This is a genomic window from Enterococcus raffinosus (assembly GCF_018917525.1).
GTDB classification, from domain to species: domain Bacteria; phylum Bacillota; class Bacilli; order Lactobacillales; family Enterococcaceae; genus Enterococcus_A; species Enterococcus_A raffinosus_A.
Window position 1 is genome coordinate 173,230 of sequence record NZ_JAHLOS010000003.1, and the last position, 26,351, is coordinate 199,580.

General features: G+C 39.1%; 21 protein-coding genes. 20 read left to right on the plus strand and 1 reads right to left on the minus strand.

Features of this window, described 5'->3' with window-relative positions; genetic code table 11:
• The first annotated feature begins 63 nt into the window (after positions 1-63).
• The 9 genes from KQI58_RS03900 (at position 64) to KQI58_RS03940 (ending at position 10,695) form a co-directional block, all read left to right on the plus strand.
• Positions 64-1,479, plus strand: coding sequence for a cytochrome ubiquinol oxidase subunit I (locus KQI58_RS03900; protein WP_216406625.1), 1,416 nt, complete (start codon positions 64-66; stop codon positions 1,477-1,479).
• A complete protein-coding gene (gene cydB, locus KQI58_RS03905; protein WP_216406627.1) occupies positions 1,472-2,494 on the plus strand; it encodes a cytochrome d ubiquinol oxidase subunit II in 1,023 nt (340 codons plus the stop codon). Before KQI58_RS03900 ends, cydB begins: the two co-directional genes overlap by 8 nt.
• Before the next feature lie 33 nt (positions 2,495-2,527).
• Positions 2,528-4,240: a thiol reductant ABC exporter subunit CydD gene (gene cydD / locus KQI58_RS03910; RefSeq protein ID WP_216406629.1), complete on the plus strand. Its 1,713-nt coding sequence runs from the start codon at positions 2,528-2,530 to the stop codon at positions 4,238-4,240.
• Positions 4,237-5,985 (plus strand): thiol reductant ABC exporter subunit CydC, encoded by a 1,749-nt coding sequence (gene cydC, locus KQI58_RS03915; protein WP_216406631.1) that lies wholly within the window; start codon positions 4,237-4,239, stop codon positions 5,983-5,985. Before cydD ends, cydC begins: the two co-directional genes overlap by 4 nt.
• Positions 5,986-6,133: 148 nt before the next feature.
• Entirely contained in the window at positions 6,134-6,283 is a 150-nt protein-coding gene (locus KQI58_RS03920) for a hypothetical protein (RefSeq protein WP_216406633.1), read from the plus strand.
• 411 nt (positions 6,284-6,694) lie between these two features.
• On the plus strand, positions 6,695-7,738 hold the full coding sequence (locus KQI58_RS03925) for a peptidylprolyl isomerase (protein WP_216406635.1): 1,044 nt from the start codon (positions 6,695-6,697) through the stop codon (positions 7,736-7,738).
• Positions 7,739-8,017: 279 nt separating this feature from the next.
• Positions 8,018-8,449 carry a DUF6323 family protein gene (locus tag KQI58_RS03930; protein ID WP_216406637.1) on the plus strand — a complete coding sequence of 144 codons (432 nt, stop codon included), beginning with the start codon at positions 8,018-8,020 and terminating at the stop codon, positions 8,447-8,449.
• Positions 8,446-9,510, plus strand: a complete 1,065-nt coding sequence (locus tag KQI58_RS03935; protein ID WP_253295762.1) for a DUF6179 domain-containing protein — start codon at positions 8,446-8,448, stop codon at positions 9,508-9,510. The genes KQI58_RS03930 and KQI58_RS03935 overlap by 4 nt, the downstream gene beginning before the upstream one ends.
• Positions 9,511-9,864: 354 nt before the next feature.
• Complete coding sequence (locus KQI58_RS03940; RefSeq protein ID WP_216406639.1) at positions 9,865-10,695, plus strand: class F sortase; 831 nt, start codon at positions 9,865-9,867, stop codon at positions 10,693-10,695.
• A gap of 48 nt (positions 10,696-10,743) precedes the next feature.
• Here the strand turns inward: KQI58_RS03940 and KQI58_RS03945 are convergent, their stop codons facing one another.
• The gene (locus KQI58_RS03945; protein WP_216406641.1) at positions 10,744-12,297 is read right to left on the minus strand and encodes a helix-turn-helix domain-containing protein; all 1,554 of its coding nucleotides are present in this window, start codon (positions 12,295-12,297) and stop codon (positions 10,744-10,746) included.
• A gap of 122 nt (positions 12,298-12,419) precedes the next feature.
• Between KQI58_RS03945 and KQI58_RS03950 the strand changes: the two genes are divergently transcribed.
• The 11 genes from KQI58_RS03950 to xerS all read left to right on the plus strand — a co-directional run bounded on the left by KQI58_RS03950 (position 12,420) and on the right by xerS (position 25,762).
• A complete protein-coding gene (locus KQI58_RS03950) occupies positions 12,420-13,793 on the plus strand; it encodes a M24 family metallopeptidase (protein ID WP_216406643.1) in 1,374 nt (457 codons plus the stop codon).
• A 144-nt stretch (positions 13,794-13,937) separates the two neighbouring features.
• Positions 13,938-14,771, plus strand: a complete 834-nt coding sequence (locus KQI58_RS03955; protein WP_216406645.1) for a Rossmann-like and DUF2520 domain-containing protein — start codon at positions 13,938-13,940, stop codon at positions 14,769-14,771.
• Positions 14,768-15,610, plus strand: a complete 843-nt coding sequence (gene panB / locus KQI58_RS03960; RefSeq protein ID WP_216406647.1) for a 3-methyl-2-oxobutanoate hydroxymethyltransferase — start codon at positions 14,768-14,770, stop codon at positions 15,608-15,610. Before KQI58_RS03955 ends, panB begins: the two co-directional genes overlap by 4 nt.
• A complete protein-coding gene (panC, locus tag KQI58_RS03965) occupies positions 15,607-16,452 on the plus strand; it encodes a pantoate--beta-alanine ligase (protein WP_216406649.1) in 846 nt (281 codons plus the stop codon). Before panB ends, panC begins: the two co-directional genes overlap by 4 nt.
• Before the next feature lie 161 nt (positions 16,453-16,613).
• The gene (locus KQI58_RS03970) at positions 16,614-17,507 is read left to right on the plus strand and encodes a helix-turn-helix transcriptional regulator (protein ID WP_216406651.1); all 894 of its coding nucleotides are present in this window, start codon (positions 16,614-16,616) and stop codon (positions 17,505-17,507) included.
• Between the two features lie 53 nt (positions 17,508-17,560).
• Complete coding sequence (locus KQI58_RS03975) at positions 17,561-17,977, plus strand: DUF3788 family protein (protein WP_216406653.1); 417 nt, start codon at positions 17,561-17,563, stop codon at positions 17,975-17,977.
• A gap of 134 nt (positions 17,978-18,111) precedes the next feature.
• The gene (locus tag KQI58_RS03980; RefSeq protein WP_216406655.1) at positions 18,112-19,047 is read left to right on the plus strand and encodes an ABC transporter ATP-binding protein; all 936 of its coding nucleotides are present in this window, start codon (positions 18,112-18,114) and stop codon (positions 19,045-19,047) included.
• Between the two features lie 21 nt (positions 19,048-19,068).
• Positions 19,069-19,812, plus strand: coding sequence for an ABC transporter permease (locus KQI58_RS03985; protein ID WP_216406657.1), 744 nt, complete (start codon positions 19,069-19,071; stop codon positions 19,810-19,812).
• Positions 19,809-20,774: an ABC transporter permease gene (locus KQI58_RS03990; RefSeq protein ID WP_216406659.1), complete on the plus strand. Its 966-nt coding sequence runs from the start codon at positions 19,809-19,811 to the stop codon at positions 20,772-20,774. Before KQI58_RS03985 ends, KQI58_RS03990 begins: the two co-directional genes overlap by 4 nt.
• Positions 20,775-20,820: 46 nt before the next feature.
• Complete coding sequence (locus tag KQI58_RS22945) at positions 20,821-23,394, plus strand: LuxR C-terminal-related transcriptional regulator (RefSeq protein WP_216406661.1); 2,574 nt, start codon at positions 20,821-20,823, stop codon at positions 23,392-23,394.
• A gap of 1,225 nt (positions 23,395-24,619) precedes the next feature.
• On the plus strand, positions 24,620-25,762 hold the full coding sequence (gene xerS / locus KQI58_RS04000; protein WP_216406663.1) for a tyrosine recombinase XerS: 1,143 nt from the start codon (positions 24,620-24,622) through the stop codon (positions 25,760-25,762).
• Positions 25,763-26,351: the final 589 nt, after the last annotated feature.

Sequence of the window (26,351 nt, forward strand, 5' to 3'; positions counted from 1 at the left end):
TAGTATTTATAGAATTAGATTTATTTTAGTTCTGTTATTCACAATATAGGGGAGGAAATAAAAATGGATATAGTGACGTTGGCCCGTTTTCAGTTCGCCATGACGACGGTTTTTCACTTTTTCTTCGTGCCGTTCTCGATTGGGATGGTATTAGTTGTTGCCATTATGGAAACATTATTTGTTAAAACGAAAAATGAAAAATATCGTCAATTGGCGAAGTTTTGGGGGAATATTTTCCTACTAAGTTTTGCGGTGGGCGTCGTGACCGGGATCATCCAAGAATTTCAATTTGGGATGAACTGGTCAGATTATTCACGGTTCGTTGGGGATATTTTTGGCGCGCCTTTAGCAGTGGAGGCCTTATTGGCTTTCTTTATGGAGTCCACATTCTTAGGACTCTGGATTTTCACATGGGACCGGGTAAAACCAGGTCTGCACGTCTTTTTTATTTGGTTAGTAACAATCGCTTCAATGCTGTCGGCTTTTTGGATTTTGGCGGCCAATAGCTTTATGCAACATCCAGTCGGTTATGCGCTTCGCAACGGTCGCGCAGAGATGACTGATTTTGGTGCAGTGATTGCTAATCCAAAGGTCTGGTATGAATTCGGTCATGTAATCGCTGCTGCAATCACAATGGGCGGGATGATTGCTGCTGGACTTGCGGCATTCCAATTATTAAAGCGCAAAGATAAAAAAATGCGGGAATTTTTCATGAAATCCATGCGCATTGGGCTAGTCATCACATTATTTGGGTCAATCATGGTTTTAGGTGCCGGCGATGCTCAGATGAAGGCATTAATTGAAACGAATCCAATGAAATTTGCAGCGATGGAAGGAACCTATGAGGACACGGGAGACCCGGCGGCCTGGACTTTAATCGCTTGGGATAACGAACGAGAGCACAAGCAGGTGTTTGGTGTTCAAATTCCGTACATGTTAAGTATTCTTTCCTATAATAAACCGTCTGGTTCGATTAAAGGGATGGATACCGTCAACAAAGAATTAGTTAAAAAGTATGGGGATCGGGATTATTATCCGCCAGTGAATGCGTTATTCTGGAATTTCCGGATCATGGCTGGCTTTGGTATGCTGATGCTGCTAGTAGCCATTCTTGGTTTGTTCTTTACTCGTAAGAAGAAACCAATACTATATGAGAAACGTTGGATGCTGTGGGTGATGGGGTTTTGTACCTTTGCACCGTTCTTAGCAAATACAGCTGGTTGGCTAGTCACTGAGTTAGGACGCTACCCATGGACGGTTTACGGCTTGTTTACGATTGAAGATAGTGTTTCGCCAAATGTTTCGGTAACATCGTTGCTGATTTCAAATATCGTTTACTTCCTATTATTCTCTGGATTGGCGATAACAATGATTTATTTAGTTAAGCGTGAATTAAACAAAGGACCAGGACTCGATCAAATGAATCAGGATACTGACTCAACTGATCCTTTCGACAAGGGGGCGTTCACTCATGAGTAGTTTACAATTATTATGGTTTTTATTGATCGGCGTCCTATTTTCCGGATTTTTCTTTTTAGAGGGATTTGACTTTGGTGTCGGTATGTCAGTTCAAACTTTGGCACACGACGAACATGAAAAAGACCAAATTGTTGAAACGATTGGACCCGTTTGGGATGGCAATGAAGTTTGGCTGTTGACGGCTGGTGGCGCGATGTTTGCTTCGTTCCCTTATTGGTATGCGTCATTGTTTAGCGGTTACTATTTGATTTTGTTTATCATTTTATTTGGCTTGATCATTCGCGGAGTTTCCTTTGAGTTCCGCAGTCATATGCCGAAGGAACATAAACAGATATGGAATTGGACATTGACTATCGGCAGCTTTATTGTTCCGTTTTTCTTTGGCGTTCTATTTATCAGCATGATTCAAGGAATGCCTTTGGATGCAAATCACAACATGACGGCAACCTTTACTGATTATATTAATTTGTACTCATTGGTTGGCGGTGTAGCATTAACCTTATTGTGTTACTTGCATGGCTTGAACTATATCGCATTACGTACTGAAGGACCAGTTCGTTATCGCGCAAAGAATTATGCGCAGCTGCTGTACGGTGTTCTTTATTTTGGATTAGTCGCATTTGCTATTTTGATGTATTTCAAAACAGACTTCTTCCAAAATAATTTTGCGGTGACATTAATTTTACTAGCGGTGATCGTGTTGCTTACAGTTATCGCAAATGTCTCCGTCTTTAGAAATAAAGAAATGCTGGCATTTATCACTAGCGGGTTAACCTTGATTGCACTAGTCGCATTATTGTTTAGCGGATTGTTCCCACGAGTCTTGATCAGCTCGATCCCAGGAAATGATTTATTAATCGAAAATGCTTCTTCAAGCCCTTATACCCTGAAGGTCATGTCTTATATTTCGCTGACTATCTTACCGTTTGTACTGGGTTACACTGCTTGGACGTATTATATTTTCCGCAAACGGATTAAGCATCCTCATGAGATTGGGGTAGAGTCTAACTATTAGCAATTAACTTTACGATGAAATAGGAGTTCAATCATGATCGACAAGAAGTTATTACAACTTCCCGGTATCAAAAAAATTCTGATGTTGCTTGCAGGATCTGCTATCCTGCAAGCAATCTTTATAATCGGGCAAGCGTATGGGTTGTCTATGACAATCACGCATTTATGGAACGGGGAAGAATTAAACAACCAAATAACCTGGATACTGTTGTTTTTTGGATCTTTCGCGTTGCGTCATTTAATGACCTATCTGCGAGAGCACGTACTAGAAGAGTATGCTTATCAGCAGGCCAAAGATCTACGTAGTCAATTGCTACGGAAGATTTTCCGTTTAGGCCCACAGGTGGTGCAAAAGCAAGGAACTGGAAGTGTGGTCACGACAGCATTGGATGGGATTGATCAGGTGGAGGAGTATTTGCATCTGATTTTACCGAAAATGCTGAATATGATGATCATCCCCTGGATTTTACTAGTAGCAATTTTTCTATTGGATTGGGAATCTGGTGTGGTTTTACTGATCGTATTTCCGCTGATCATTATTTTCATGATCATCTTAGGCTATGCAGCTCAAAGTAAGGCCGACAAACAATACAAGGTTTTTCAAGTATTGTCGAATCACTTTATTGATTCGTTGCGAGGAATTGATACGTTGAAATTCTTTGGCATCAGCAAGCAATACAGCAAGAGTATTTTCACTACCAGTGAACGTTTTCGCAAGGCGACGATGAGCACATTAAAGATCGCGATTCTTTCGACGTTTGCGCTGGATTTCTTTACCACGCTATCTGTTGCCGTAGTAGCTGTTTTACTTGGTCTACGTTTAATCAATGAGGGGATTTTCTTATTTCCAGCATTGACAGTGCTGATCCTTGCTCCTGAGTATTTTCTGCCAATTCGAGACTTTTCCAGTGATTATCACGCGACCTTGGATGGGAAAAATGCGATGGACGATGTTAATCAGATTTTAGAGCTGCCAGAGACGCAGGATGCGAAACTTGAACTGCCAACCTGGTCAGCTGATAGTCAGTTGAGTGTAAAAATGCAGTACAATTACGCAGAAAAGCTTGGTGCAGAAGTAGATTTTAAGGTACAGGGTTATCAAAAAATCGGCATTATCGGCATGAGCGGCTCTGGAAAATCAACATTGATCAATTTACTGAGTGGCTTTTTACGTCCTGATGCTAGTCAGATTCGTTTTAATGATCAGGCGTTAACCGCCTTTGATCAGCCTCAGTGGCAGGAGCAATTAATTTATATTCCGCAAAATCCATATATCTTTCAGCGGTCAGTGCGGGAAAATATCGCTTTTTATCATCCACAGGCCAGCGATGAAGACATTTTAAAGGCGATCGAAGTGACTGGTTTGACGGAGTTAGTGAATGAGCTGCCAGACGGATTGGATACGAAACTAGGCGAGGGAGCACGCACACTGAGTGGTGGACAGGCTCAGAGAATCGCTTTGGCTCGTGCCTTTTTGGATCAAGAACGAAAGATATTATTGTTCGATGAACCAACAGCGCACTTGGATATCGAAACTGAGGTCGAATTAAAGGAACGAATGTTACCGCTGATGGAAACTCATTTAGTCTTTTTCGCGACACATCGGCTTCATTGGCTAACAGAAATGGATTATCTGTTGGTAATGGATCATGGTAAACTTGTTGAACAGGGAACATTGAAAGAGCTGGAAGAAAAAAATGGCGCCTTTACGAGATTAAGTCAGGCATTGCGAGGTGAAGAGAGATGAAGCATATCGGATTATTCGACGTGCTAAAAACCGATGAATGGGTCAAGCCCTTTTTCAAGCAATATAAGAAATCCTTGATTCTAGCTCTGATACTGGGCTTTATCACCTTCTTCTGCGCGGGAGCCTTAATGTTCAATTCAGGTTATCTGATTAGTCGAGCAGCCTCATTGCCGGAAAATATTCTAATGATTTATATTCCTATCGTATTGACACGGGCTTTTGGGATTGGACGTCCTGTCTTTCGTTATGTGGAACGCTTAGTCAGTCATAACTGGGTTTTGAAGATGACTTCCAATTTACGTGTAAAACTGTATGATTCGTTAGAGCAGGATGCGATTTTCTTTAAGCAAAATCATCGAACCGGAGACATTCTCGGTCTGCTTTCTGAGGATATCAATCATATTCAAAATTTGTATTTACGGACGATTTTTCCGACGATTATCGCTTGGCTTCTCTATGTTTTTGTGATTATTGGGATCGGTTATTTCTCTTTCTTCTTTGCTTTAGCGATGCTGCTGCTTTTAGGGATCGTTGTATTTTTACTGCCGCTATGGTCCGTCATCATCAATGGTGCTCGTCAAGAACAGCAGAAGCAGATGAAGAATGAATTATATAGCGATCTGACCGATAACGTGTTAGGCGTGTCGGATTGGATCTTTAGTCAACGAGGGCAGGATTATGTGAACCATCATGAAAGTTCCGAAGAGGCCTTACGAGAAGTCAATCGCAAGCTTCAAAGCTTCCAACGGAAACGCAATTTTATCTTACAATTGATGTTTGGCGTGATTACGATCGCACTGCTTATGTGGACCAGTCGTCAATTTCCTGGGAATCATGGAGGAGCGGCCAACTGGATTGCGGCCTTTGTGTTATCAGTCTTTCCGTTGATTGATGCCTTCGCGCCATTGCCAGCAGCTGCTCAGGAAACCAATAGCTACAAAGATTCAATCAAAAACTTGAATGATCTGCCAGCGATTCAGAAACCTCATGAAGCAACTCCAAAAATTTCAGGTGCTTTGACATTGAAAATAGACAATGTTCATTATCATTATCCTGAAAGTATGAAAAACGTTTTATCAGGAATTCATCTAATGCTTCAACCAGGTGAAAAAGTCGCGATTCTCGGTCGCAGCGGCTCAGGTAAGAGTACATTAGCGAATTTGATTCGGGGCGATCTGAGGGCGACTGAAGGGGCAATTACGCTAAATGGAGAAGAAACCTACAAATTTGGTGACGACATCAGCAACTATCTGGGAGTTATCCATCAAACACCGTACCTTTTCCATACAACGATCGCAAATAACCTGCGGATTGGAAATGAAGCGGCGACAGATGAAGCGCTTTGGCAAGTGTTAACTCGAGTAGGATTGAAGGAACTAGTGGAGAATTTGCCAGAAGGCTTACTGACGATGGTGGATGAAGCGGGATTACGTTTCTCTGGCGGCGAACGGCAACGTCTAGCTTTGGCGCGAATCTTATTGCAGGAAGTACCGATCATATTACTCGACGAACCAACTGTCGGTCTCGATCCGATAACGGAGCAAGCGCTGATCAACACCTTTTTTAATGAGCTGCAGGATAAAACAGTTATTTGGATCACCCATCATTTGCAGGGGCTTGATGCGATGGATCAAGTTATTTTCATCGAAGACGGTCATTTGACGATGCAGGGAAGTCCAGCTGAATTAGAACAAACCAATGCTCATTATCGAAAACTAAAGCAAATTGATCAAGGGATCATTTGATATAAAAATCAGGTTCACTCTTACATTATGAGAGGGGACCTGATTTTTTCTGTATTTTTAAGGCTTCTACTGTGGATAGGCTCTTTATTGAATTACTATAGAAGAAAGCAGAACGATTTAACGGGAAAAATTTTAAGGAGGAGCAAGCATGTCTCAATCGAATACCGATTTCACTGAGAAGGACTGGAAATTATTCAGAAATAAAATCGCAGGTTGGCAGGAAGCTTACATGGATCGTTTGAACGGTGAGTATCTTGAACTATTGACACAAGATAGCGCAGCTTCTGACAAGTTTTGAGAACTAGAAAAAAGAGTGAATCAGGATAAAAAGAAGGTTAGTGTGAGTATTTATTTAAGACGCTCAACGATGATAATGAACATCCTCAGTTTATTGAAGGATGAAGTGATTGATATGGATGACCTAAAAGAATTTAGTGAGATACTCAGGGACACCGTTAGGGAATTATATAATTAATAATAGATTTAAGAAGAACCAACGCTCAAACTGGATGACCAATAGCAGGTAAAATGCTTAAGCTCCTAACACAGATTGCGAGCATAAATAAACGGGAGGGAGTAAAAACCACCTATTCAAGCATTAAAAATATCGCAAATCAAATATATTAAAATCAACTAGAATCAGTCTTTAAGGGAATGACCGATTGCCTACCTTTCTGGTACAATTAAGAAAACAAGTTGGAGGCAGGATATGAAAAAGAGGAGAATTGTTTTAGCTGCTGGTGTTCTCGGTGCTGCCGCAGTTATCATAAAAAAGAAACTGATTAATGAAACCGTCACCAAGCATTTGATTCCTCGTCATTGGGATGAAGAAGAGATCAATGAACGATTTCGGGATTTTACTCAAATTTTAGCTACCGGAAATGAAGAGGAAATTGCCTCCATTGTATTAGGTAAGTCAGGAAAACTATTTAATCCTTTGAGAAATCAAGAATTGACCTTTTTAGAGGCACATTTTTTGAGTATGTACAAAGTAAAAGGGGACAGCAGCAATAATTTACGCGGCTTGGTCTCTTATCGCGTAGCAACACCAAAAAAGGAATATACCTATTTGATCAAAGTCGCACGTCTTGGCGTTGAAAAACTAGACTGGTATATTCAAAAGGTGGTAGAGCAAGATCATGGCATTAAATATCCTAATCAATATTTACTTCAGCTGACACCTCCACGCCCCACTGAAGAGCTTTGTCTGATTGAGACCGATGCAGGAACAATCACTATGAGAGTCTTTCAACAGGATGCACCAAAAGCGGTTAAAAATTGGCGGGGATTGGCTAAGCAAGGCTTCTATGATGGAACACCTTTCGCACGGGTAATCAAGGATTTTGTGATCCAAGGCGGAGCACTGGATGGTTCTGGAGACGAAGCAACGTCAATTTACGGCGGTTATTTCGAAGATGAGGTAGATGAAGGGCTGTATCATTTTGACGGTGCAGTTTGTCTCGGCAATCATGGACCCAATACCAACGGGAATCAGTTCTATATTGTAGAACGAAATCACGTGAACAAAGATCAATTATATCGTATGAATCTGCCTCATAAGGTTCGCTCACATTACGAAGCGGTAGGGGGGATTCCAGAGTTAGATGGACGCTACACAGTTTTTGGACAAGTTATTGAGGGAATGTCGGTCGTACGGGAGATTGCTAGCCAAGAAACAGATGATAACGATGCTCCGTTGAATCCAATTAAGATTCGGAACATTACGTTTAAGCGAATACAAAAGATCGAATAAAGTAGTTCGGTGAATTTTTAACACTTAGATTTTGAATAAGCAAAAAAACCAGCGAAGGCAGATAAATTGTCCTCACTGGTTTTTTTGTGCGAATAGTTTATAGTTATTTTATTCAAACAGAAATAGTGATTCTAACTTGAAAAGGAAATAAAAAAAGTTAAGGAAGACTTAAATCCATCTCCTTAACTGTCTTTATAATACCATATTTTCAATTATTTTTCAAGATTGTCTTTTTTACTAGTCTATGCTATTAGGACTATGAAAGGGGCGATTAAAAGAATGTCTAATTTTGATCTTTCGTTATTTAACCAATTTTTATCAGAGCAAAAGGAGGAGCCGCGAACAACGATCAATCAAATACTTCAAGTAAATCACAAAAGTTTTCAATTATCGGTGGCGGATTTTACAGAAATTGCAGAAGAACGTAAGCAGCATTTTAAAGATCATCACTTACTTGATTTCAGTTGGGATAATTCTCAGGCAGTTGCAGGTTTTTTAGCAAAGGAACCATTGATTTACAAAAGTGATTACCTAGAGCATTTCTCTATTTGCCAAGAACTTTTTTACTATTTGCGGGCCTATCATTCTGGAACGATAACGGATCAGGAAATTCTCGAGGAAATTGAACGACGCTATGAAAAGTATCAAGGAGATATCGAAACACTTCAGGGCTCATTTGAGGACTTTCCAGAATTGGAGGAAGAGGAATGAAAAACGAACTGTCAGACCCAGCTTTTTATCCTTTTTTTATGAAGAAATTACAAGAACGGTTAAGTGGTTCAAGCGTTATGCCCATTGACCAAGCAGAGAGAATCCAACAGTCGATTGAGTTTGTTCTAAAAAATGGCGGAGAAGGAAGTTTGTCTCAGCAATTCGAACAAGGAAAGCAGCAATTGATGCATCGCTTAAAGAGATTAAAACAGCTTTATGAGGAAATCCTTGCGAAGTATCAAAGCTTTGGAATTGAATCCCTTGAGGAAAGCTTAAGAGAAATTGGCAACTTTTTTAAGGAGTACGACCTCGATTACGGGGCAGCTGAGGTCGATCAAGCTTTTCTTGATTATCAACTTGCTGAAGCTGTTCCAGCTAACTTTATTGGTCTTGATTTTTATGAGCGCTACCTACAAAATCTGGCTGCTGAAGTATTCTTTATCGCAAATGTTCCAGAAAATCAAATTTACGAACTTTTAGAGAATTATCAGGATAAGCTGGGATTTGATTATCGCCAAGATGTGAACAATCTATTTGAGCTTGTCTTCAGGCAAGTTGTAGGAAAATTAGTAATCGATAAAAAAGAAAATGACAGTTTACTGCTAAATCGAATCGAGGCGCAATATGCTTTGAATCAGTTAAAATTAGAAAGTATTCCTACAACACTGAACCAATTGTTTAAAGTAAACGAGTATTATCACCGCGTATTTGAACAATTAAGAGGAAGTCTTCGACGTCTAGAAGAGCCTGAGAAGGCGTTTGGTTTCTTTCTTACCATCGCACCTCCGAAGAAGCAATTAGAATTGTCTCCCTCAATGCCATCTAATTGTTTCAATCGTCTGATAGAAGCTTATTCTATAGCTGATCAACAAGAGAAAATCCGCCTAATTTCTATGAACATTTCTGCCCCAACAGATTTTGAGGAATTTCTTAGTTTAACCTCGGAAAAGCCTGAATTTTATCAAGAACTTTTAAAAGAGTTAAATAAAGATTTTATAAAAACTCTAATTCTGTATGAAACAAAAAAAGAATGGAAACGAAAAACCTCGAGAAACCCTTGAAAAGACAAGTAATACCGCTATTTCAAAACTTTTAAAAGATTATTTAAAAACTTCAACAAAAAGTGAGCCAATAGATCTTTTTACTTCCATAGAAGACTATCAGTTAACTCATTATGACTTTTCATAACTAAAAAAGTCGAACTTCTATAGCGGCCAGCAAGATTTGCTCGACCAGTTTTGTTTTTAGAAAAGAAAGTTATGAAACAACGGATTAAAAAGCGATTGTAGTAAGCTTTTTGTTAAAAATAAATAATATGTTTGGTTATTTTACGAGCAGTATTACAGTGATAGGACTGATTATCCGTTAATTTGTAAGCAAATAGCAGAGAGCTTTTTGCTTAGGAGGAAACAGAAATGAGTACCTATCTTAAATTTATTGTTATCGCAGCACTTTTTCTAACAACTGGTGCAGCATCTGTATTAGGAGAATCAGAAAATAGTTCATCAAGTACAACGGATCAAGAGACTGTAGAGCAGTCTTCTAGTAAAAGAAAAGAAGTTAAAAAATCAGAGACTTCAGCGACAAAAGAAACTGAAACTTCGGCTGACTCAAGTAAGGACAGCATTCAGTCGACAGCTCAAAGCAGCAGTGTGAATCCAGCAGCCGCGACTAGCTCTGAAGAGTCTAGCCCAGCCTTAATTCCAGAAGAATCAGAGACTGTTTCAACTGAACAGAATGCGCGACCAGCGCCAACGGTTAACGAGGCTGAACCAGCCAACAGCTCAGCACCTGAGTCTACAACACCAAACGCGGCAGCTCCCCAACCTACAACAATGCAGGCTAACCAATTGGAGATTGCTGGACAATTGATATCTTATTTAAATGCAGGACAGGGAAATGGCCAAGCAATTATTGATGCGAATCCCAATATAGTCGCAACCTGGGGCGGTGCTTCCGTTCAGTCAGGAAATGACGGTGCTAATACACATTTTATTGGACATAATCCTGGTATTTTCAATGTACTGTTCTCAGTAGGCGTTGGGGAAACGATCAGTGTCTCGGATGGAGCGAATAATGTGTCGAACTATACAGTATCTCAAATCGTTACAGTAGATGACTCTGGAATGGCGGAGGACGGAACAGATTATTGGGATCAAATCACTAGTTCTGGCGGTGGAGAACGTATCAGCTTACAGACATGTATCAATGATGACTACAATTTAATTGTCTTTGCTAACAAATAGAAAAATCGAGACCCTCTTTATTGATGAAACTTAAGAGGGTCTCGATTTTTATTTATTTATCAATTGCTGAGAGAAATACAACTCTTTTGCAGTCTTCGTTTTAATATTACCAAGGGCTTTCAAGTGTTTGCGAGCTTCTCTCTTTTGATGAGCCACAATAAAGCTCCAGAGATTTTCTCGGTCAGAGGCAGAGAAGAAATTATTAACGATTAAGACATTGTCATTTTCATATCCCTTGATCGGATTGTTGCTTAAGACGATGTCGTAGGTCGCAAAATCCTCAAAATCTTCCGTTCCAACTGAAATTACCGGCTCATTAAACGTATTGACGACGGTCCAACTGCTGTAGTTTGCGACTAAAAAATCTCGCAGCATTTCCGCATGTTTGCGACCTAAGTCACTCACTACATGAATAGTTACCTTTTGTCTTAGTTTTTCTAAATGAATTGGCAGCTGTGACCATTCCTTCATCATTAAGAAAAAGATACTGTTTATCCGGATATCCGTCCAGAGTTCAGGCGATTTCTTTTCGATATCCTGTAAATGGATTTTTACAAGTGTCGAGAAGATAGGATAGACTAACTGAATCTCTCGAGAGAATTTTTTATACTTATCGAACAGCATAATTTGACGATAAGGATAGAAATTGTACTCTACATACCAAGACATCATTTCTTGCATGATTTTCCGTTTATCTTCTTGGTTCAATGGGAACTCAATTCCCTCTGAAACATTTTTCAAAAAGGTATCAATTTTACCATTGATCCGAACGATTTGCTCTGGATTGTCCCAATTGTAAAATTCATGGAAAACAGTCCGGCTGACTTCCTTGTACCATTTTTTCGGCAATGTGAAATCTGTATCGGCCAACAAATGTTCTGCAAACGGTCGGCTGAAATCCAAAACCTTATCGATCGTATCATCTTCTTCAGCATAAACATTCTCAGGTAAATAGAATCCTTGGTGCATTCGATTTAAGGTCACCATAAATAAATAGGCAGCCTCTTGGATCTCACGATCATCTAAAGAGACATCAAAATCGGTGGATGTACGCATAATAAAACAGGTCGTTTCTTCATGATTCAAGGTAAAAGGCCATTGATTGGCACCATAGGCTTCAGAAAAATACTGTTGGTAAAAGAAGCGAACCCATCGTTCGTCAGGCCCAACAATTCGAAAAGGGGAGCGTTCGAGTTGAAGTCTACGACGCTTTAAAAAATCCTCTAAAGAATTGACCATCCGATAAAAAGATGCCTCACTCATAAACAATTCGTTGATCCAGTAATCGGCATCCTGATTCGATTCATACAGCATCTTTTCAACAAATTGAAATTCATTTGATTCACTATAGATCAAGCCATAAACATTTCCCATCTTGTTGGAGGTTATATTATTCAAGCGCACTCCTTGAAATTTCGAGTATTCGATGTAAATGTAATCCCCCCAAAATTCATTGATATAATCAATATCTGACAATAATGTTTTCGCTGAACAATCAATTTTTTGAGCCGCCTCTTTGATGTCACACCAAGAAGGTAGCTGATCCAAAAATTCAACGAACTGAATTCGGCGGTAAGTAGAGGAGTTAAGTAACTGTTTCATATTGACTCCTTTCGAGAAAAATTATTTATAATCATAAGTTTACCGATTTTCTTAAAAAAAAGCGAGTATTTTCAAGCTATTTGTTATGGTATGATTAAAAAAAACGAAGGAGTTAAATAATCGTGATCAAATTAGAAAAAGTTTGTGCCCCAAAATTGGACGAAAATATTCAACCAGTACAACTTACTGATGAAACGATGGCAACGCGTAAGGCGGAGCTTTTGAAAAAAATGCAAGAGGAAAATTACGACGCAGTTGTGATCTATGCCGATTTAGAACATGGCGGCAATTTTGAGTATTTCACCGGTTTTGTACCGCGTTTTGAGGAAGCTTTACTAGTGGTTCATCAAAGTGGAGAAGCCTATTTGGTATTAGGAAATGAGAACCTCAATAAAGTTCCCTTTGCTCGAATCGAGGCGAATGCTGTTCACATGCCGCATTTTTCATTACCAAACCAACCTATGGAAACGAAATTGACGGTGCCAGAGATTTTAAAGCAGACGAAGCTTGGACACGCGGAGAGAATTGGTCTGATTGGCTGGAAGAACTTTACCAGTCAGCAAGAGGACAATGCCGTGATTTATGAGTTACCATACTTTTTAGTCGAGGGACTTAAACAAGCTGCACCCGATGCAGTCTTTAAAAATGCGACCTATCTGCTGATCGGTGAAAATGGCTTACGCACCACCAATAATGCCAATGAAATCGCTCATTATGAATTTGGAGCCATGAATGCTGGAAACTGTATCCTAAGAGCGATGGATCAGCTGGAAATTGGAAAAAGCGAGATGAGCATCGGTGCCTATTTAAATAATCTTGGTCAAAGACCGAATGTCGTAACCATCATGGCAACTGGCGCTCGTTTTGAAAAGGCCAATTTATATCCGACAGCTAAGAAAATCCAGCTAGGCGATCGGATTTCCATGACTACTGGCTATAAAGGCGGTCTGCAAAGTCGCGGCGGATATGCCGTTCATTCAAGCGATGAACTCCCAGAAGGGGAAAAGGATTATTTGGATCGTATCGCAAAACCTTATTTCAATGCTGTTAAAACGTGGTTTGAAACGATCAAAATCCACATGAAGGGCTCGACACTATATGATAAAATCGAAGAAGTTTTACCAAAAGCGCAATATGGCTGGCATTTGAATCCGGGACATCTTTGCGCCGATGAAGAATGGTTGGCATCACCTGTCTATCCAGGCTCAAAAGAAAAACTTCGAAGCGGGATGATCTTCCAGTTCGATATCATTCCTTCAGTTCCGGGATATTCCGGCGCCAGCTGTGAAGGCGGCATTGTATTAGCGGATGAAGAATTACGAGCTGCCATTCAAAAATACTATCCAGAAATGTGGGAACGAATGCAGGAGCGACGTAAGTATTTAATAGAAGAAATCGGCATCGCATTAAGTGAAGAAGACTTGCCAATGAGTAATGCAGCCGCGTACTATCGGCCATTCTTTTTAAATAAGGAATCCGCATTGACGGCGAAATAAGGGAATTGAAGTAAAACACTCAAAGAAATTTTCTTTGGGTGTTTTTTCTGCGTTTCAAAAAAGGAATCCTATATAAAGAAGAAAAATTTCATTTCGATTGTGCTATACTTTTTCTATTAATTTGAATAAAAAGGAGAAATGCAGATGCGAATTGGCTTTATCGGAGCTGGAAAAGTCGGAACAACTATGGCACGCTACTTTGCTAGTAAAAAGTACACGATTTCAGGGTTTTACAGCCACAGCTTTAAGCATGCGACTGCTAGTGCCCAGCAAATCAATAGTCAGGCCTTTAATCGTTTAGCAGAATGCGTCGAAGCAAGTGATTGGTTATTCTTGACTGTACCGGATGATCAAATCGCTGTGGTATGGCAAGAAGTAGAGCCGCTAATCTCTGAGGGACAATGCGTTTTTCATTGCAGCGGAGCAAAAAGTTCGGAGGTCTTTGTAACAAAAAAGGAGATTGCTTCTTTTTCTCTACATCCGCTGATGGCTTTTGCTGACAAAGAAATACCTGCAAGTCAATTAGCTGAAGTCCCTTTTACTTTGGAGGGCTCGAAGAATTTGGTTGAAGTTCAACAGCTTTTAACAAATTTAGGAAATCCAATCGCAACCATCGCCCCAGAGGAAAAGGTTCGTTATCACGCGGCATGTGTATTTGCCAGTAATCTAGTCGTAGGTCTGACAGCGACAGCAGAAGAACTACTTTTAGATTGCGGATTGTCCAGAGAATTTGCACAAACGGCTTGGCGACAGCTGTTTTTACAAAATGCACAAAATCTACTAGCCATGAGTCCCAGTGAAGCATTGACCGGTCCAGTTGAACGAAATGATCTTTCCACTATCACTGATCACTTGGCCGCCTTGCCTCCAGAAGCAACTGGGATTTATCGCGAGCTGTCTAAGAAATTGCTTCAAATCGCGACTATGAAGTATCCGGAGCGCGAGTATCAACCAATGGAAAGGGAGTTAAATCAGTGAAAAATACCGTTTTAACGATGCAGAAGCAAAAAGAGCAGGGGGAAAAAATTAGTATGCTGACCGCCTATGATTATTCCACCGCTAAATTGATGGATCAAGCAGGTATCAATTCTCTCTTGGTGGGAGACTCATTAGGAATGGTGATGCTAGGTTATGAGGATACCTTGTCCGTAACGATGGAGGACATGATCCACCATTCTCGCGCAGTAGCTAAAGGCGCGCAAAATGCGTTGGTAGTAACGGATCTGCCGTTCATGTCTTATCATATATCAATCCCAGATGCCGTAGCCAATGCTGGACGCTTGATCAAAGAAGGCCACGCAGCCGCAGTCAAGTTAGAAGGCGGTGAAGCCTTTAGTGAAACGATTCAAGCCATCACTCGCGCCTCAATTCCAGTAATGGGACACATTGGTTTAACCCCGCAATCGATCCATGCTTTCGGCGGGTTTAAGGTCCAAGGAAAAACGATTGAAGCCGCACAAAAAATCTTGCAGGATGCCTTAGCAGTAGAAAAAGCAGGTGCGTTCGCCATTGTTTTAGAAGCAATCCCCGCTGACTTGGCGGCGCTGATTACCAAGAAATTGACAATTCCTACAATTGGAATTGGTGCGGGGAATCAGACAGATGGGCAAGTATTGGTCTATCAGGATATGTTGGGTATGTACGGCGAGATGCAGCCAAAATTTGTGAAACGCTATGCTGATATAGGCGCAGAAATGAATTCAGCCATTCAAGACTATAAAACAGAAATTCAGCAGGAGCAATTCCCAGCCGCAGAGCATACTTTTAGTATCGCACCGGAAATCATCGCAACATTGGAGAAAGGAAAAGAACATTGAAAACCGTTGAAACAATTGAAGAAGTCAGAAATCAGGTGAAAGCCTGGCGACAGGCGGGACAATCAATTGGATTTGTGCCTACCATGGGTGCACTCCACGAAGGCCATCGCAGTCTGATGGAAAAGGCCAAAAAAGACAATGATCATGTCATCGTCAGTATTTTTGTCAACCCCACTCAATTCTCGCCAAATGAAGATTTAGCCAGCTATCCTCGGAAGCTTCAAGCAGATCAAGCATTATGCAGCGCGGCGGGAGTCGCTTTGATCTTTCATCCTGAAGTGGAAGAAATGTATCCGGCTGGATTTAACACCTATGTGGAAGCCTTTGGTGTGACTGAAGTATTAGAAGGTGCAAGTCGACCAGCTCATTTTCGTGGAGTTACGACAGTCGTTTTAAAATTAATACAGATTACTCAACCTGATCGCGTATACTTCGGTCAAAAAGATGCGCAGCAAGTTGCTGTTGTCCAACAAATGACTCGTGATCTGAATATTCCCGTTGAGATCATCGCCTGTCCAATCATTCGTGAAGCGGATGGTCTAGCCAAAAGCTCTCGGAACAGTTATCTGAATCCAGCAGAACGCCAAGCAGCTTTAGTATTGAGTCGCGCATTGAAATTAGCACAAGAGCAGCTTGCAGCAGGTGTACGAAATTCTCAGGCTTTGATTCATGCAATGACTGCCGAAATTGCATCTGAACCTCTAGCAAAAATTGATTACATTGAAATTGTCAGTCAAAAATCATTGCAGAAAGTTGATACGATTGACTCAGCAATACTAGTACCCATCGCTGTTTACATTGACAAAACACGTTTGATCGACAATTTTTATTGGGAAGAATGAAAAAGAAGAATCTACTTCTGTAACTCCGTTTGTTCGGAAATAGAAGCTGTGACAGAACCTTTGTCACAGCTCCCTTTGTGCACCCATCTGTTTTATTAAGAGACAGGCTTTCCCTGTTCAGCACCTCATGATATGCTAGTTTGTGAAGGGGAGGGCCGCAAATGATTGAAAGCAGATTGTTACAGATTCTTTTTATACTCTTAGAAAAGGGTTCCGCAACAGCACCAGATTTGGCAGAAAAATTTGAAGTGTCTCCTCGAACAATTTACCGTGACATTGATGCGTTAAGCGCTGCCGGCATTCCCGTCTATGCAGTCCGAGGAAAAGGTGGCGGAATCTTTATTCAAGAGAATTATGTCCTAGATAAAGCTGTATTTTCTGATAAAGAACAACAGCACATTTTGATTGCACTTCAAAACTTGAATCTCGCAAATGAAACGTTGGACAATTCTCTTATTTCAAAACTCAGCACCATGTTTAAAAAAGAAGCACTTGATTGGTTAGAGATCGACTTTTCTGATTGGACCGGATTACGAAATGAATTATTCGATCAATTACAGCAGGCGATTTTTTCAAGAAACGTGATACAAATTAATTATCTGAGTACTAGAGAGCAGTTCACAGCGCGAAGATTAGATCCCTTGAAACTGGTTTTTCGTAACAAGGCTTGGTACCTTTATGCCTTTTGCCATCTTAGAGCAGATTATCGGTTATTCAAAATTGCCCGCATGCGGGATGTACAGATTTTATCTGAATCCTTCAGTCGAGAAACACCCAAAAAAATCTTCTCAGAAAAACCAAGAGCTCCAGAAAAGCAGGTTGAGCTGATACTGCTGTTCGATTACGCTGCAGCTTATCGTGTGCAGGAGGAATTTAAGAATGTTCAGCAAAATCAGGATAATCGTTTGATTGCTGTTGTGACGCTACCTGATGATGAGACAACGATTAATTACCTGCTTTCCTTCGGTGACCATCTGGAAATTCTTGAACCTCCGACTTTCCGTGAGAAAATGGCTAAGCAGATTGAAAAACTAAGCAATAAATACAAAACTTGACATCCGTTTGCAAGTTCTGCTTGATAAACTGGACATAAAAGGAGGCGCATTCCATGAAACCTATCTTAAAAGATCCATCAGAATTTCCAACTATTGAAAACTTAGCGAAGCATTTATCCCCTGAAAATCTGCAGCTTTACCAGCAGCTATTAGAGACAATCCATAAGTATTCCTATCAAGAGGATTGGAACTATTACAAGGATGGCAATAATTGGTTAAGTAAAATACTCTTTAAAAAGAAAAATTTGGGCTGGATCTCAGTGTGGGAGACTGGTATCAAAGTCAGTGTTTTTTTCGCTGATAGAGTTTGGCCGCAGCTGGTTGCCAATGAACTCTTCAGCAAACTTGAAGCGAGCGGTGCAGAGATTGATAAAACAGGAAAATTGAATGCTGTTTTGATTCCACTGAAAGATGAAAATAGCGTCATAACCGCTATAGAGACAATCAATTTTAAGAAAAAAATAAAATAGAAAAGGAAAGAGACAAGAGAGTCGTATGAATGACTATTTTTGTCTCTTTTTTGAGTGCAAAATATCAACCAGATGGTCGATAGGATTCAAATTACTTTTTTTCTACAATAAGAGTTGTCAGGAGGAGAGTATTAATGAAAACATTCATTGAAGTAAAGAACTTAGAAAAGAGCTACAAAAGTAAAAAAGTCATTCATGGGATCTCTTTTTCGATTTATGAAGGAGAAATTCTGTGTCTCTTAGGACCCAATGGTGCATCAAAAAGTACGACGATCAATATTTTGTGTGGCGCACTGGGTTTTGATCGGGGAGAAGTAACCTGCAGAGGTCTCTCAATTGATCAAAATTTACAGACGTTTAAAAAACAATTAGGGATCGTACCACAGGATATAGCACTATATGAGGAGTTGACTGCAGAAAAGAACATTCAATTCTTTGCCTCGCTGTATGGTTTGAAAGGAAAAGAGTTGGAAGCAGGTGTCTCCTTTGCCTTGTCGTCAGTAGGCTTAACAAGCCATCGAAAAGAAAAGGTCACGACTTTTTCCGGAGGGATGAAACGAAGACTAAACATTGCCTGTGCGATTGCCCATCGGCCTGCACTGCTTATTATGGATGAGCCCACAGTAGGAATCGACCCGCAATCCAGAAACCACATATTGCAATCCATTAAAGAGATGCAGATGAAAGGAATGACGGTTCTGTATACGACTCATTATATGGAGGAAGTAGAAGAAATTTCGTCGAGGATCATTGTGATGGATCATGGTCAAATTATTGCCGAAGGAACAAAGGAAGCATTGAAGGAAAAAAATGATGAACAAAAGATGTCAATTGAAATAAGTGATGCTGCTAAAATTCCGTTAGACGTGTTTTATCAAATTGAAGGTGTAAAAGAAGTAACTATAAAAGCGAATGAACTATTGATTACATCAATAAAAGGGATTGAAAATCTCGATCACATTATCGGAAAGCTCATAAGTTTACAACAAAAAATCCAAAATGTTGTTGTTCAGGAAGCCAATTTAGAGACCATCTTTTTGGATCTAACAGGTCGATCCTTACGAGATTAAAAGAAATGGGGGAGGGAAATGATGTATCAGCTTTTTAAAATCATTCAACGAGATACGATGAATTTATTAACGAATCCCATGTGGATATTCTTTAGTTTAATGTACCCAATTCTATTAGTGGCAGTATTGGGCTTTCTAACAGGAGGACTGTATGGGGATTATTTCACTAGTTACGATTATTATGGCGTCACCTTACTGTTGTTTTCTACGATGTATGTAGCAACTTTTTCGGCGAATAGTTTTATGGAGGAAAAAATAAAAAAGGCTAATTTACGAATTGTGTATTCACCTATACGTAATTGGTTTATTCCTTTCTCAAAAGCTATTGCTGCTTTCTTATTTACTACCATCTTTTATAGCATTGCTGCTGTGATTTGCCAATTGCTATTTCAAATAAGATTTGGTGATGAAAAATTGTTGCAGATTTGGCTTCTATTTATTGGAATGAATTTACTGTTCAGTTGTATTGGGGTTTTGATGTGTTGCATTTTCAAAAGTGAAGGAGTCGCCAATCAAATTCTTAGTATTTTGACTGTCGCATTGGCTATGCTCTCAGGCTTTCTATTTCAAGTAGCTAACTTGGGAGAAACATTTGTCAAGATAAGCAATTGGCTGCCCACAACTAAGGTAGCACAGACGATCTTCGAAATGATTTACGATCAGAATTCGTCAAACTTTTCTTCAGTCCTATTGCTGCTAGTCGCTTTCTTTATTTTGATACTGACAGTGTCGATGGTTTTATTTAATGGGGAGGAATATGTATGATCGCGATGTTCAGAAATGATTGGGCTAGAACCTGGCAGAATAAAGCGCGGCTCTTTGTTATGTTAGGTTTGATTCTTATATCTATTCTATTAGCAGTTTTTGTTAGCGGTAAGGGAAATTTTTCTACTAAAATTGGATTAATCGGTGGTTCCGAACAAGAGATTGTCTCGGACACGGTAAAAATAGATCGGCTTTCACAAAAACCTGAAGCATCAGCGTTAGCTTTAGGAACGTATGACGCGATTGTGGATATGCGAAGCGGCACGCCTGTGATAACTACCTTTAAAAGTGAGGAATATAAAAAAGAACTGATGGAGTATTTCAAAAATCCTCAGTCTATTCGAGATAACCAGAAAAATGAAGGCGGCATCGGGAGCAAGATTATCGGTTATATGTTGATGTTCGTATTGATGTCCAGTGTAACGAATATGCTGCTGTTTAGTGAAGATAAAGAAAAACATATTATGGAACGGATCATCACCACGCCAGTTAGTTTTTTTAAATTATTCGCCAACTACACATTGTTTTCCTGGCTGCTGCTGTTTATTCCCAACAGTTTGATTCTTGCAAGTATTTCACTTTTGGGCTTTACCGATATCGGTTTTTCCGTATCAAATTCTCTTGTATTGATTGGTTTGATTGCTTGCTTTGGGGTGTCATTCTCAATTTGCAACGCATCCTTTTTCCAAGTAGCAGATACGGCAACTATGTTGGGATCGATGATTATGATGATTACCACCATATTATCGGGAAGTTTCTTCTCGTTGGATAACGGCAATAAGTTCTTCAACCACCTAATCCATTGGTTGCCGCAAAAACAATTTTTGGAGTTAGTCAAAAATATTGAGGCTGGTCAAAGCTATGGAGACAATTTTCAACGGGTGCTCTATTTGATTGGCATAAGCGCGGTTTTGATGATCGTTGCTATTTTTAAAACAAGAAAGGAGTATGTCCGAAATTGAGTAAACTGATATACTAAGGGTACTTTTTAGTGGAAGGAAAATCTTTATGCGAAAACACTTATCAACGAATCGCGTTAAAGCACCAGAAATCCTTGAAAAATCTGTCAGAAGAAAAAGTCTAGCTGAAAAAATACAAACCGGCCTTCAAAAAAAACTGCTGATTTTAGAAGCAGGTGCGGGGCATGGTAAAACAACTGCTATCCGAGAGGAACTTAGCTATCTCCCATCAGATCGCTGGCATTGGCTGACTCTTAATGAAGACTGTGATCATTTAATTGTTTTCTGGAGCTATCTGATTGAAGTACTGAAAGAACGGTTGGATTCGATGAAAGAAGAGCTTCTTGTTTATTTTCAATCAGGAATGAACTCTGAAAATATTGAAGAATTCATCCTCTTTTTAGTAAATAGTTTAACTTTTGAAGCAGACGAGTATCTAATCCTGGATGATTTTCAGACAATAAAAAATGAGACGGTACTTCGTTCATTCGAACGCTTGCTAGAGGAAATCCCAGAAAAATTACATGTGGTGATAACCACTAGGTATCAGCCGGAGCTTTATTTAACGAAATTTTTATTAGCAGAACAACTTCAGTATATTCGGGAAGATGATTTTCTTTTATCTGATAATGAGGGAATGACCTTTATCCAGCAAAATTCTCGCGAAGAGCTTTCTCAAGAAACGAAGAGCTACTTACTAGAAACTGCGATGGGATGGGTCGGCGGATTAAAATTGCTGATGGCTGTTAAAAAAATCGATCAAACACATCCTGAAAAAATCAGCTTTGAAAATAAAATTCTTTCCGAATATCTTGCAAGAGAAATATTCGACAACTTATCGAAAGAGGAACAAGAATTTTTAATTATCTCAGGAATTTTCCCCTTCATCTATCCCAATTTAAGTCAAGAAATGTTTCCAGAGGTCAATTTCTTTTCGATGATTGAGAGTTTGTTGGAGAAAAACCTTATGATTACTTGTATTGATAATGTGGAGCAAAAGTTTACTTTCCATCCGATCCTTAAGGAATATCTGGTCAAAGAATTTCAATTATTGCCAGTTGAGCAACAACAAAATGTGAAAAAGCAAACAGCAGCCGTTTTTATCGAGGATGGTTATTTAGATGAAGGGATTTCTTTATTATTCGAGTTGAGAGAATATCCGCAGCTTATGAAGCTAATCGTAGAAAATGAGCAATCCTTTCGGCGAATGTACTATATTGAACAGATACCGAAAGAGATTGCGTTGACGAATATCGATTTTGCCTTTCAAAAATTTGTCTATTATTATTCCAATCTTGAATACGATAATTGCTACGAGTTGATAGAAGCATTGGAAGAAAAATATCCAGATCAAAAGGAAATCAGAGCATTAAGCGGCATTAAATTATTGCTTGGTTCTGATTATTTAACAACCGCTCAGACACCGAATACTATTCAAGAAATCGAACAATTGAAGCTGGACGATGTATCTAAAGCACTCATTTTTTTGAAAAGCGCCGTGATTCTCTTTTTTAAGGAAAATTATCAGCAAGCAAAACAATTCCTTGAGGCAAGTGAAAAACGAAATCAAAAGAGTAAAAGTAATTTTCTAGAATATTTCAATCAGACTTTATTAGCCCAAATTTGCGAGGAAACCGGTGAGTTGAATAAAGGTCTGTCTATTCTGACAAAGGTTTATCAGAAGCTAGATGGTTTAGGCGGCAATTCCAAGATGAAAGAAACTTACCAAGTTAGTTTCTTTATCACGATTACAGGCATCCATTTGAAACAATTAAATTTGGAGGCTGCTGCGGAAACCTTACAAAAGGCGGATACGAACAAACATCCGCACATCCGAGCATCTTATTTATACAATTTAGCAGAATTGCATTATCTTGCCGGTAATGAAGAAAAAGGCTGGCAAGTTTTTAAAGAATTGGAGGCTGGAGCGACCGGAAGCTACAGCAATCCCTTTACACTATCCGGGATCATGAAATACGCCCTAAAAATTGACCAACTGTCGGGCTATTACAAGGATCAATTCGTCGAGGCCTTCGAGCAGCATCCCGAACTTCATAATATGGCCTATCAGTTATTTTATGGCATGATTCTTTTAAAAAGAGGGGACTATCAAGGATGCCTTCAGGTGACTGATGGAATTTTGGAAAAAAGTCGTAAGCAGCGTATTTACGCTAAAATCATTGAGGCGAACCTGTTAAAACTGGCAGCAATTCTGAAGATGCAAGGGGACCATTCCAGGCAACTGCTGAATATCTATCATGAGTGTTTATATTATGGCAATGAAAACCAAATCTTTAACGATTTCTTTCTTTTTCGCCAGGAGATCGCCCAACTGATTGAAATGCAAAAGGACAAAATAGAGGCGAGCTTAGAACCGCGAGAAATAAACTTTCATCGCCAAGTAATGAATTTATGCTGTTACAGCTCAGGATCATTATTGACAGAACGAGAGATCGAAATTTTAGCCGAAATGGCGAAAGGTCTGACCAATAAGGCGATTGGAGAAAAGCTGTTTATTTCGGTAGCAACCGTCAAAACACATATTTTAAACATTTACCGTAAATTAGAAGTCAGTTCTCGAGTAACCGCCGTCGATAAGGCCAAGCAAATGCGTTTAATTTAACAGGTACATTGGAATACGTCAATTTGGTTATTAGCGTACAATGATTTCATAATATCTAAAGTAAATTCTTGATCACGAGCGAATAATTATCTTTATACTAAAATAGACTGATCTGCTGATGAATACAATGGAGATCAGTCTATTTAGTATGCAAAAGGAACATCTTCATTACGCTGTACACAATTTTTAGGGGTTAGACTGGAAAGGAGTGTTTAAGAAGCTATTCTATGGTTTGAGAATAATGTTAGTTTTTCTCAAACCATAGAAGAAGTATAAATCGTGAGCTAGATAAACCAAGAATCTGATTAAATCAGTATTTGTTTAGGTTTCAATATTTTTATAATCGTTTTAGCAAATTAGTTTTTAGATTTTTTATTTTACTTAGAAACCGATGAATGGACGACAGAAATTTTTTTGATGGGTTTAAGCGATGATTACGAGTAAAGCCTTAAGCGAATGATCTGAAACGAGTTTATTAAGTGAGTTGCATGATTGTGATCTTAATGTGCACTAAATGGTCGTCAGATGACGATTGAGAGTGATTTTAAGATTAAAAGACTGACAAGAACCCACAAGTGATCCTCAGAATCGTCTTTAATTACTAGCAGTCATGTTCTTGGAGTAATCAATCAGCTTGTACAACACAGCTAAGATATTAAAGGCTTTTTAGCTTGCTGAAGATGATGCAGTTTAAAATCATGTTTTCGTAACAATATCTATTTTCCCGAAAGCATGATTTTTTGGATGATCAAAAGCAGTTAAAATGATGCTTTGGACCGTCAAAGTCGATCACTAAGTATTTAAATTTTTAAGCAGATCTAAGTATTTATTCTGAGTGTTTTATGACGTTGACTTAACTGTTGCTTCGTTGTGATCGGATAAATTTGTTGCTGCATCAATGATTGCCGCGCTTGTAGCGGCAATCATTGATGACTTAAAACTGAATACATGGATAATTGTTTGATTGATAAATCAATTTGTTTTATCACAGCAACCTATCTTTCTCCTTTTTTGATTGTCGTTATTTTAACAGAAGATAACGTCTTTTATGTTTTATAGAAAGAACCATTTTTCAGTAATACTAGTAAATTTATCAATATCTCCCCTTTTCTATCAATATCTAGTTTTCGTTATTTTATAGTTGACAAATTGGTATATACCTATTATGGTGTAGTTAGAGGTTTATGCCCCTCTCCTATCAAAAAATGAAAGGACTGAAATAGAAATGAGTCGTGAACTACTTAAAGAACGTTACGAAAAAGAATTCGAAAAATTACCGGATTTCATTCAAAAATATTTACTCTATTTGGAAGCAATCCCCCGTTCAACGAATACCTTATACGAATACTCTAAAGAATATCGAAGATTCCTCTCCTGGCTTTCTTCCGAACAAATCATTCAGGTTGAAGATATTTCAGAGATTCGACTGGAAGATTTCGAAAGACTAAATAAAGATAAAATCGTTTTATATAAATCCTTTTTGAATCAATCACCGAAACGAACCTTTGAAGGAAAAGCGGAGAATGAAATTTCTCAATCGCCTTTAAGTGAAAGAAATACCTATCGATTAAAAGTGACTGTTCAACGCAGTATCACTGCCCTTCGTTCCCTTTTTAAATACCTATCAAATGAGGAAATCGAGGAATTTGATGAACAGCTGGGTGATTATGTGATTCGCCCGATGTTAAGAAGAAACATTATGGTCAATATAGAAAATGGCGGTGTGGATGCTTCTGATGCGGTTCGCAAAGATAAAATCGAAAAAATGCTTTATTTAGACTCTGACGCGATTGACTTTGTGGAATTCGTCTATGATGGTTACGGCAATCAACTGACCTCTCGTCAAGCCAAAACTGCTTATGAAAAAAATCGTATTAGAGATACCGCAATCCTTGCTTTATTTTTAGGATCAGGGATTCGTTTATCGGAACTGGTCAATACGAATGTCAATGATCTCAACTATGAAGGCCTGTATGTCCAGGTTCAACGTAAAGGCGACACGTTGGATCATGCAATGATTTCCCCGATTTTTATTGATTACATACAAGAATATGTTGATCAGCGAAAGGCGCTCTATAATGCCGATGACTCAGTACCAGCCCTCTTTTTAACCAAACATAAAAATGCTGCCAAACGAATGGAAGGCGGTTCGATTGAAAAAATGATCGACAAATACTCCACAGCCTTTGGAAAACGCACTACTCCCCATAAGCTGCGACATAGTGTTGGCACGATGGCCTTCAGAAAGACAAAAAATTTGAAGACTGTTAGTGAAATATTAGGTCAACGTGGGACATCCGCAACAGAGATTTATACGCATATTGTAAAAAAAGAAAAACGTTCCGTGATTGATGATCTTTGGACGTGAAAAAGAGGACATTCCAGTACGTGAATGTCCTCTTTTCATGCATTTTCTAGAAAAATTCTGTCTTTTGCATTGCCAATAATTCTTCATAGAGCATGGTTGTATTTACTTTTATATAAGTAGTTTCTAGTCGTATGTTTGATTTCTTGTAGAAGCAATGTTCGGATCTCTTCTTCGTTAAACCCAATTTTAGTCTTTTTTTTCATCGTAAATAATTGGCCGTTTTACCAGCTTCGGGTATTAACTAAGCAATATTAGTAATTGATTGAAGGAGAATTCTTCGAAATCAATCTTCAAGGCTGGGTAAATTTTTGATTTTTTTGAAATAATTTTATCGACTCCGCTTGGGCAAAGTGTGATAATCTTTTTCAACTCTTCTTGGTTTAAAGGATTATGGTCAATATTCCTTTAAACATACGGGATATCATACTCCTGAAACCAAGCTTTCGTTTTTTCGACATGATGTACAATAATTCCCAAATAAAATAGTAATCATATTTATTGACAGGCAATTTTTTACCATGAATTATAGGATCAGCGGCATTTTGTAAATTCTTTTCGATCCATGCAAGGGATCAATCCTACTTGATAC

Bases quoted from the DNA above. Each gene is read 5' to 3' on its own strand.
- KQI58_RS03900 (WP_216406625.1), top strand. From the start codon at position 64: ATGGATATAGTGACGTTGGCCCGTTTTCAGTTCGCCATGACGACGGTT.
- cydB (WP_216406627.1), top strand. From the start codon at position 1,472: ATGAGTAGTTTACAATTATTATGGTTTTTATTGATCGGCGTCCTATTT.
- cydD (WP_216406629.1), top strand. From the start codon at position 2,528: ATGATCGACAAGAAGTTATTACAACTTCCCGGTATCAAAAAAATTCTG.
- cydC (WP_216406631.1), top strand. From the start codon at position 4,237: ATGAAGCATATCGGATTATTCGACGTGCTAAAAACCGATGAATGGGTC.
- KQI58_RS03920 (WP_216406633.1), top strand. From the start codon at position 6,134: ATGTCTCAATCGAATACCGATTTCACTGAGAAGGACTGGAAATTATTC.
- KQI58_RS03925 (WP_216406635.1), top strand. From the start codon at position 6,695: ATGAAAAAGAGGAGAATTGTTTTAGCTGCTGGTGTTCTCGGTGCTGCC.
- KQI58_RS03930 (WP_216406637.1), top strand. From the start codon at position 8,018: ATGTCTAATTTTGATCTTTCGTTATTTAACCAATTTTTATCAGAGCAA.
- KQI58_RS03935 (WP_253295762.1), top strand. From the start codon at position 8,446: ATGAAAAACGAACTGTCAGACCCAGCTTTTTATCCTTTTTTTATGAAG.
- KQI58_RS03940 (WP_216406639.1), top strand. From the start codon at position 9,865: ATGAGTACCTATCTTAAATTTATTGTTATCGCAGCACTTTTTCTAACA.
- KQI58_RS03945 (WP_216406641.1), bottom strand. From the start codon at position 12,297: ATGAAACAGTTACTTAACTCCTCTACTTACCGCCGAATTCAGTTCGTT.
- KQI58_RS03955 (WP_216406645.1), top strand. From the start codon at position 13,938: ATGCGAATTGGCTTTATCGGAGCTGGAAAAGTCGGAACAACTATGGCA.
- KQI58_RS03970 (WP_216406651.1), top strand. From the start codon at position 16,614: ATGATTGAAAGCAGATTGTTACAGATTCTTTTTATACTCTTAGAAAAG.
- KQI58_RS03975 (WP_216406653.1), top strand. From the start codon at position 17,561: ATGAAACCTATCTTAAAAGATCCATCAGAATTTCCAACTATTGAAAAC.
- KQI58_RS03980 (WP_216406655.1), top strand. From the start codon at position 18,112: ATGAAAACATTCATTGAAGTAAAGAACTTAGAAAAGAGCTACAAAAGT.
- KQI58_RS03985 (WP_216406657.1), top strand. From the start codon at position 19,069: ATGTATCAGCTTTTTAAAATCATTCAACGAGATACGATGAATTTATTA.
- KQI58_RS03990 (WP_216406659.1), top strand. From the start codon at position 19,809: ATGATCGCGATGTTCAGAAATGATTGGGCTAGAACCTGGCAGAATAAA.
- KQI58_RS22945 (WP_216406661.1), top strand. From the start codon at position 20,821: ATGCGAAAACACTTATCAACGAATCGCGTTAAAGCACCAGAAATCCTT.
- xerS (WP_216406663.1), top strand. From the start codon at position 24,620: ATGAGTCGTGAACTACTTAAAGAACGTTACGAAAAAGAATTCGAAAAA.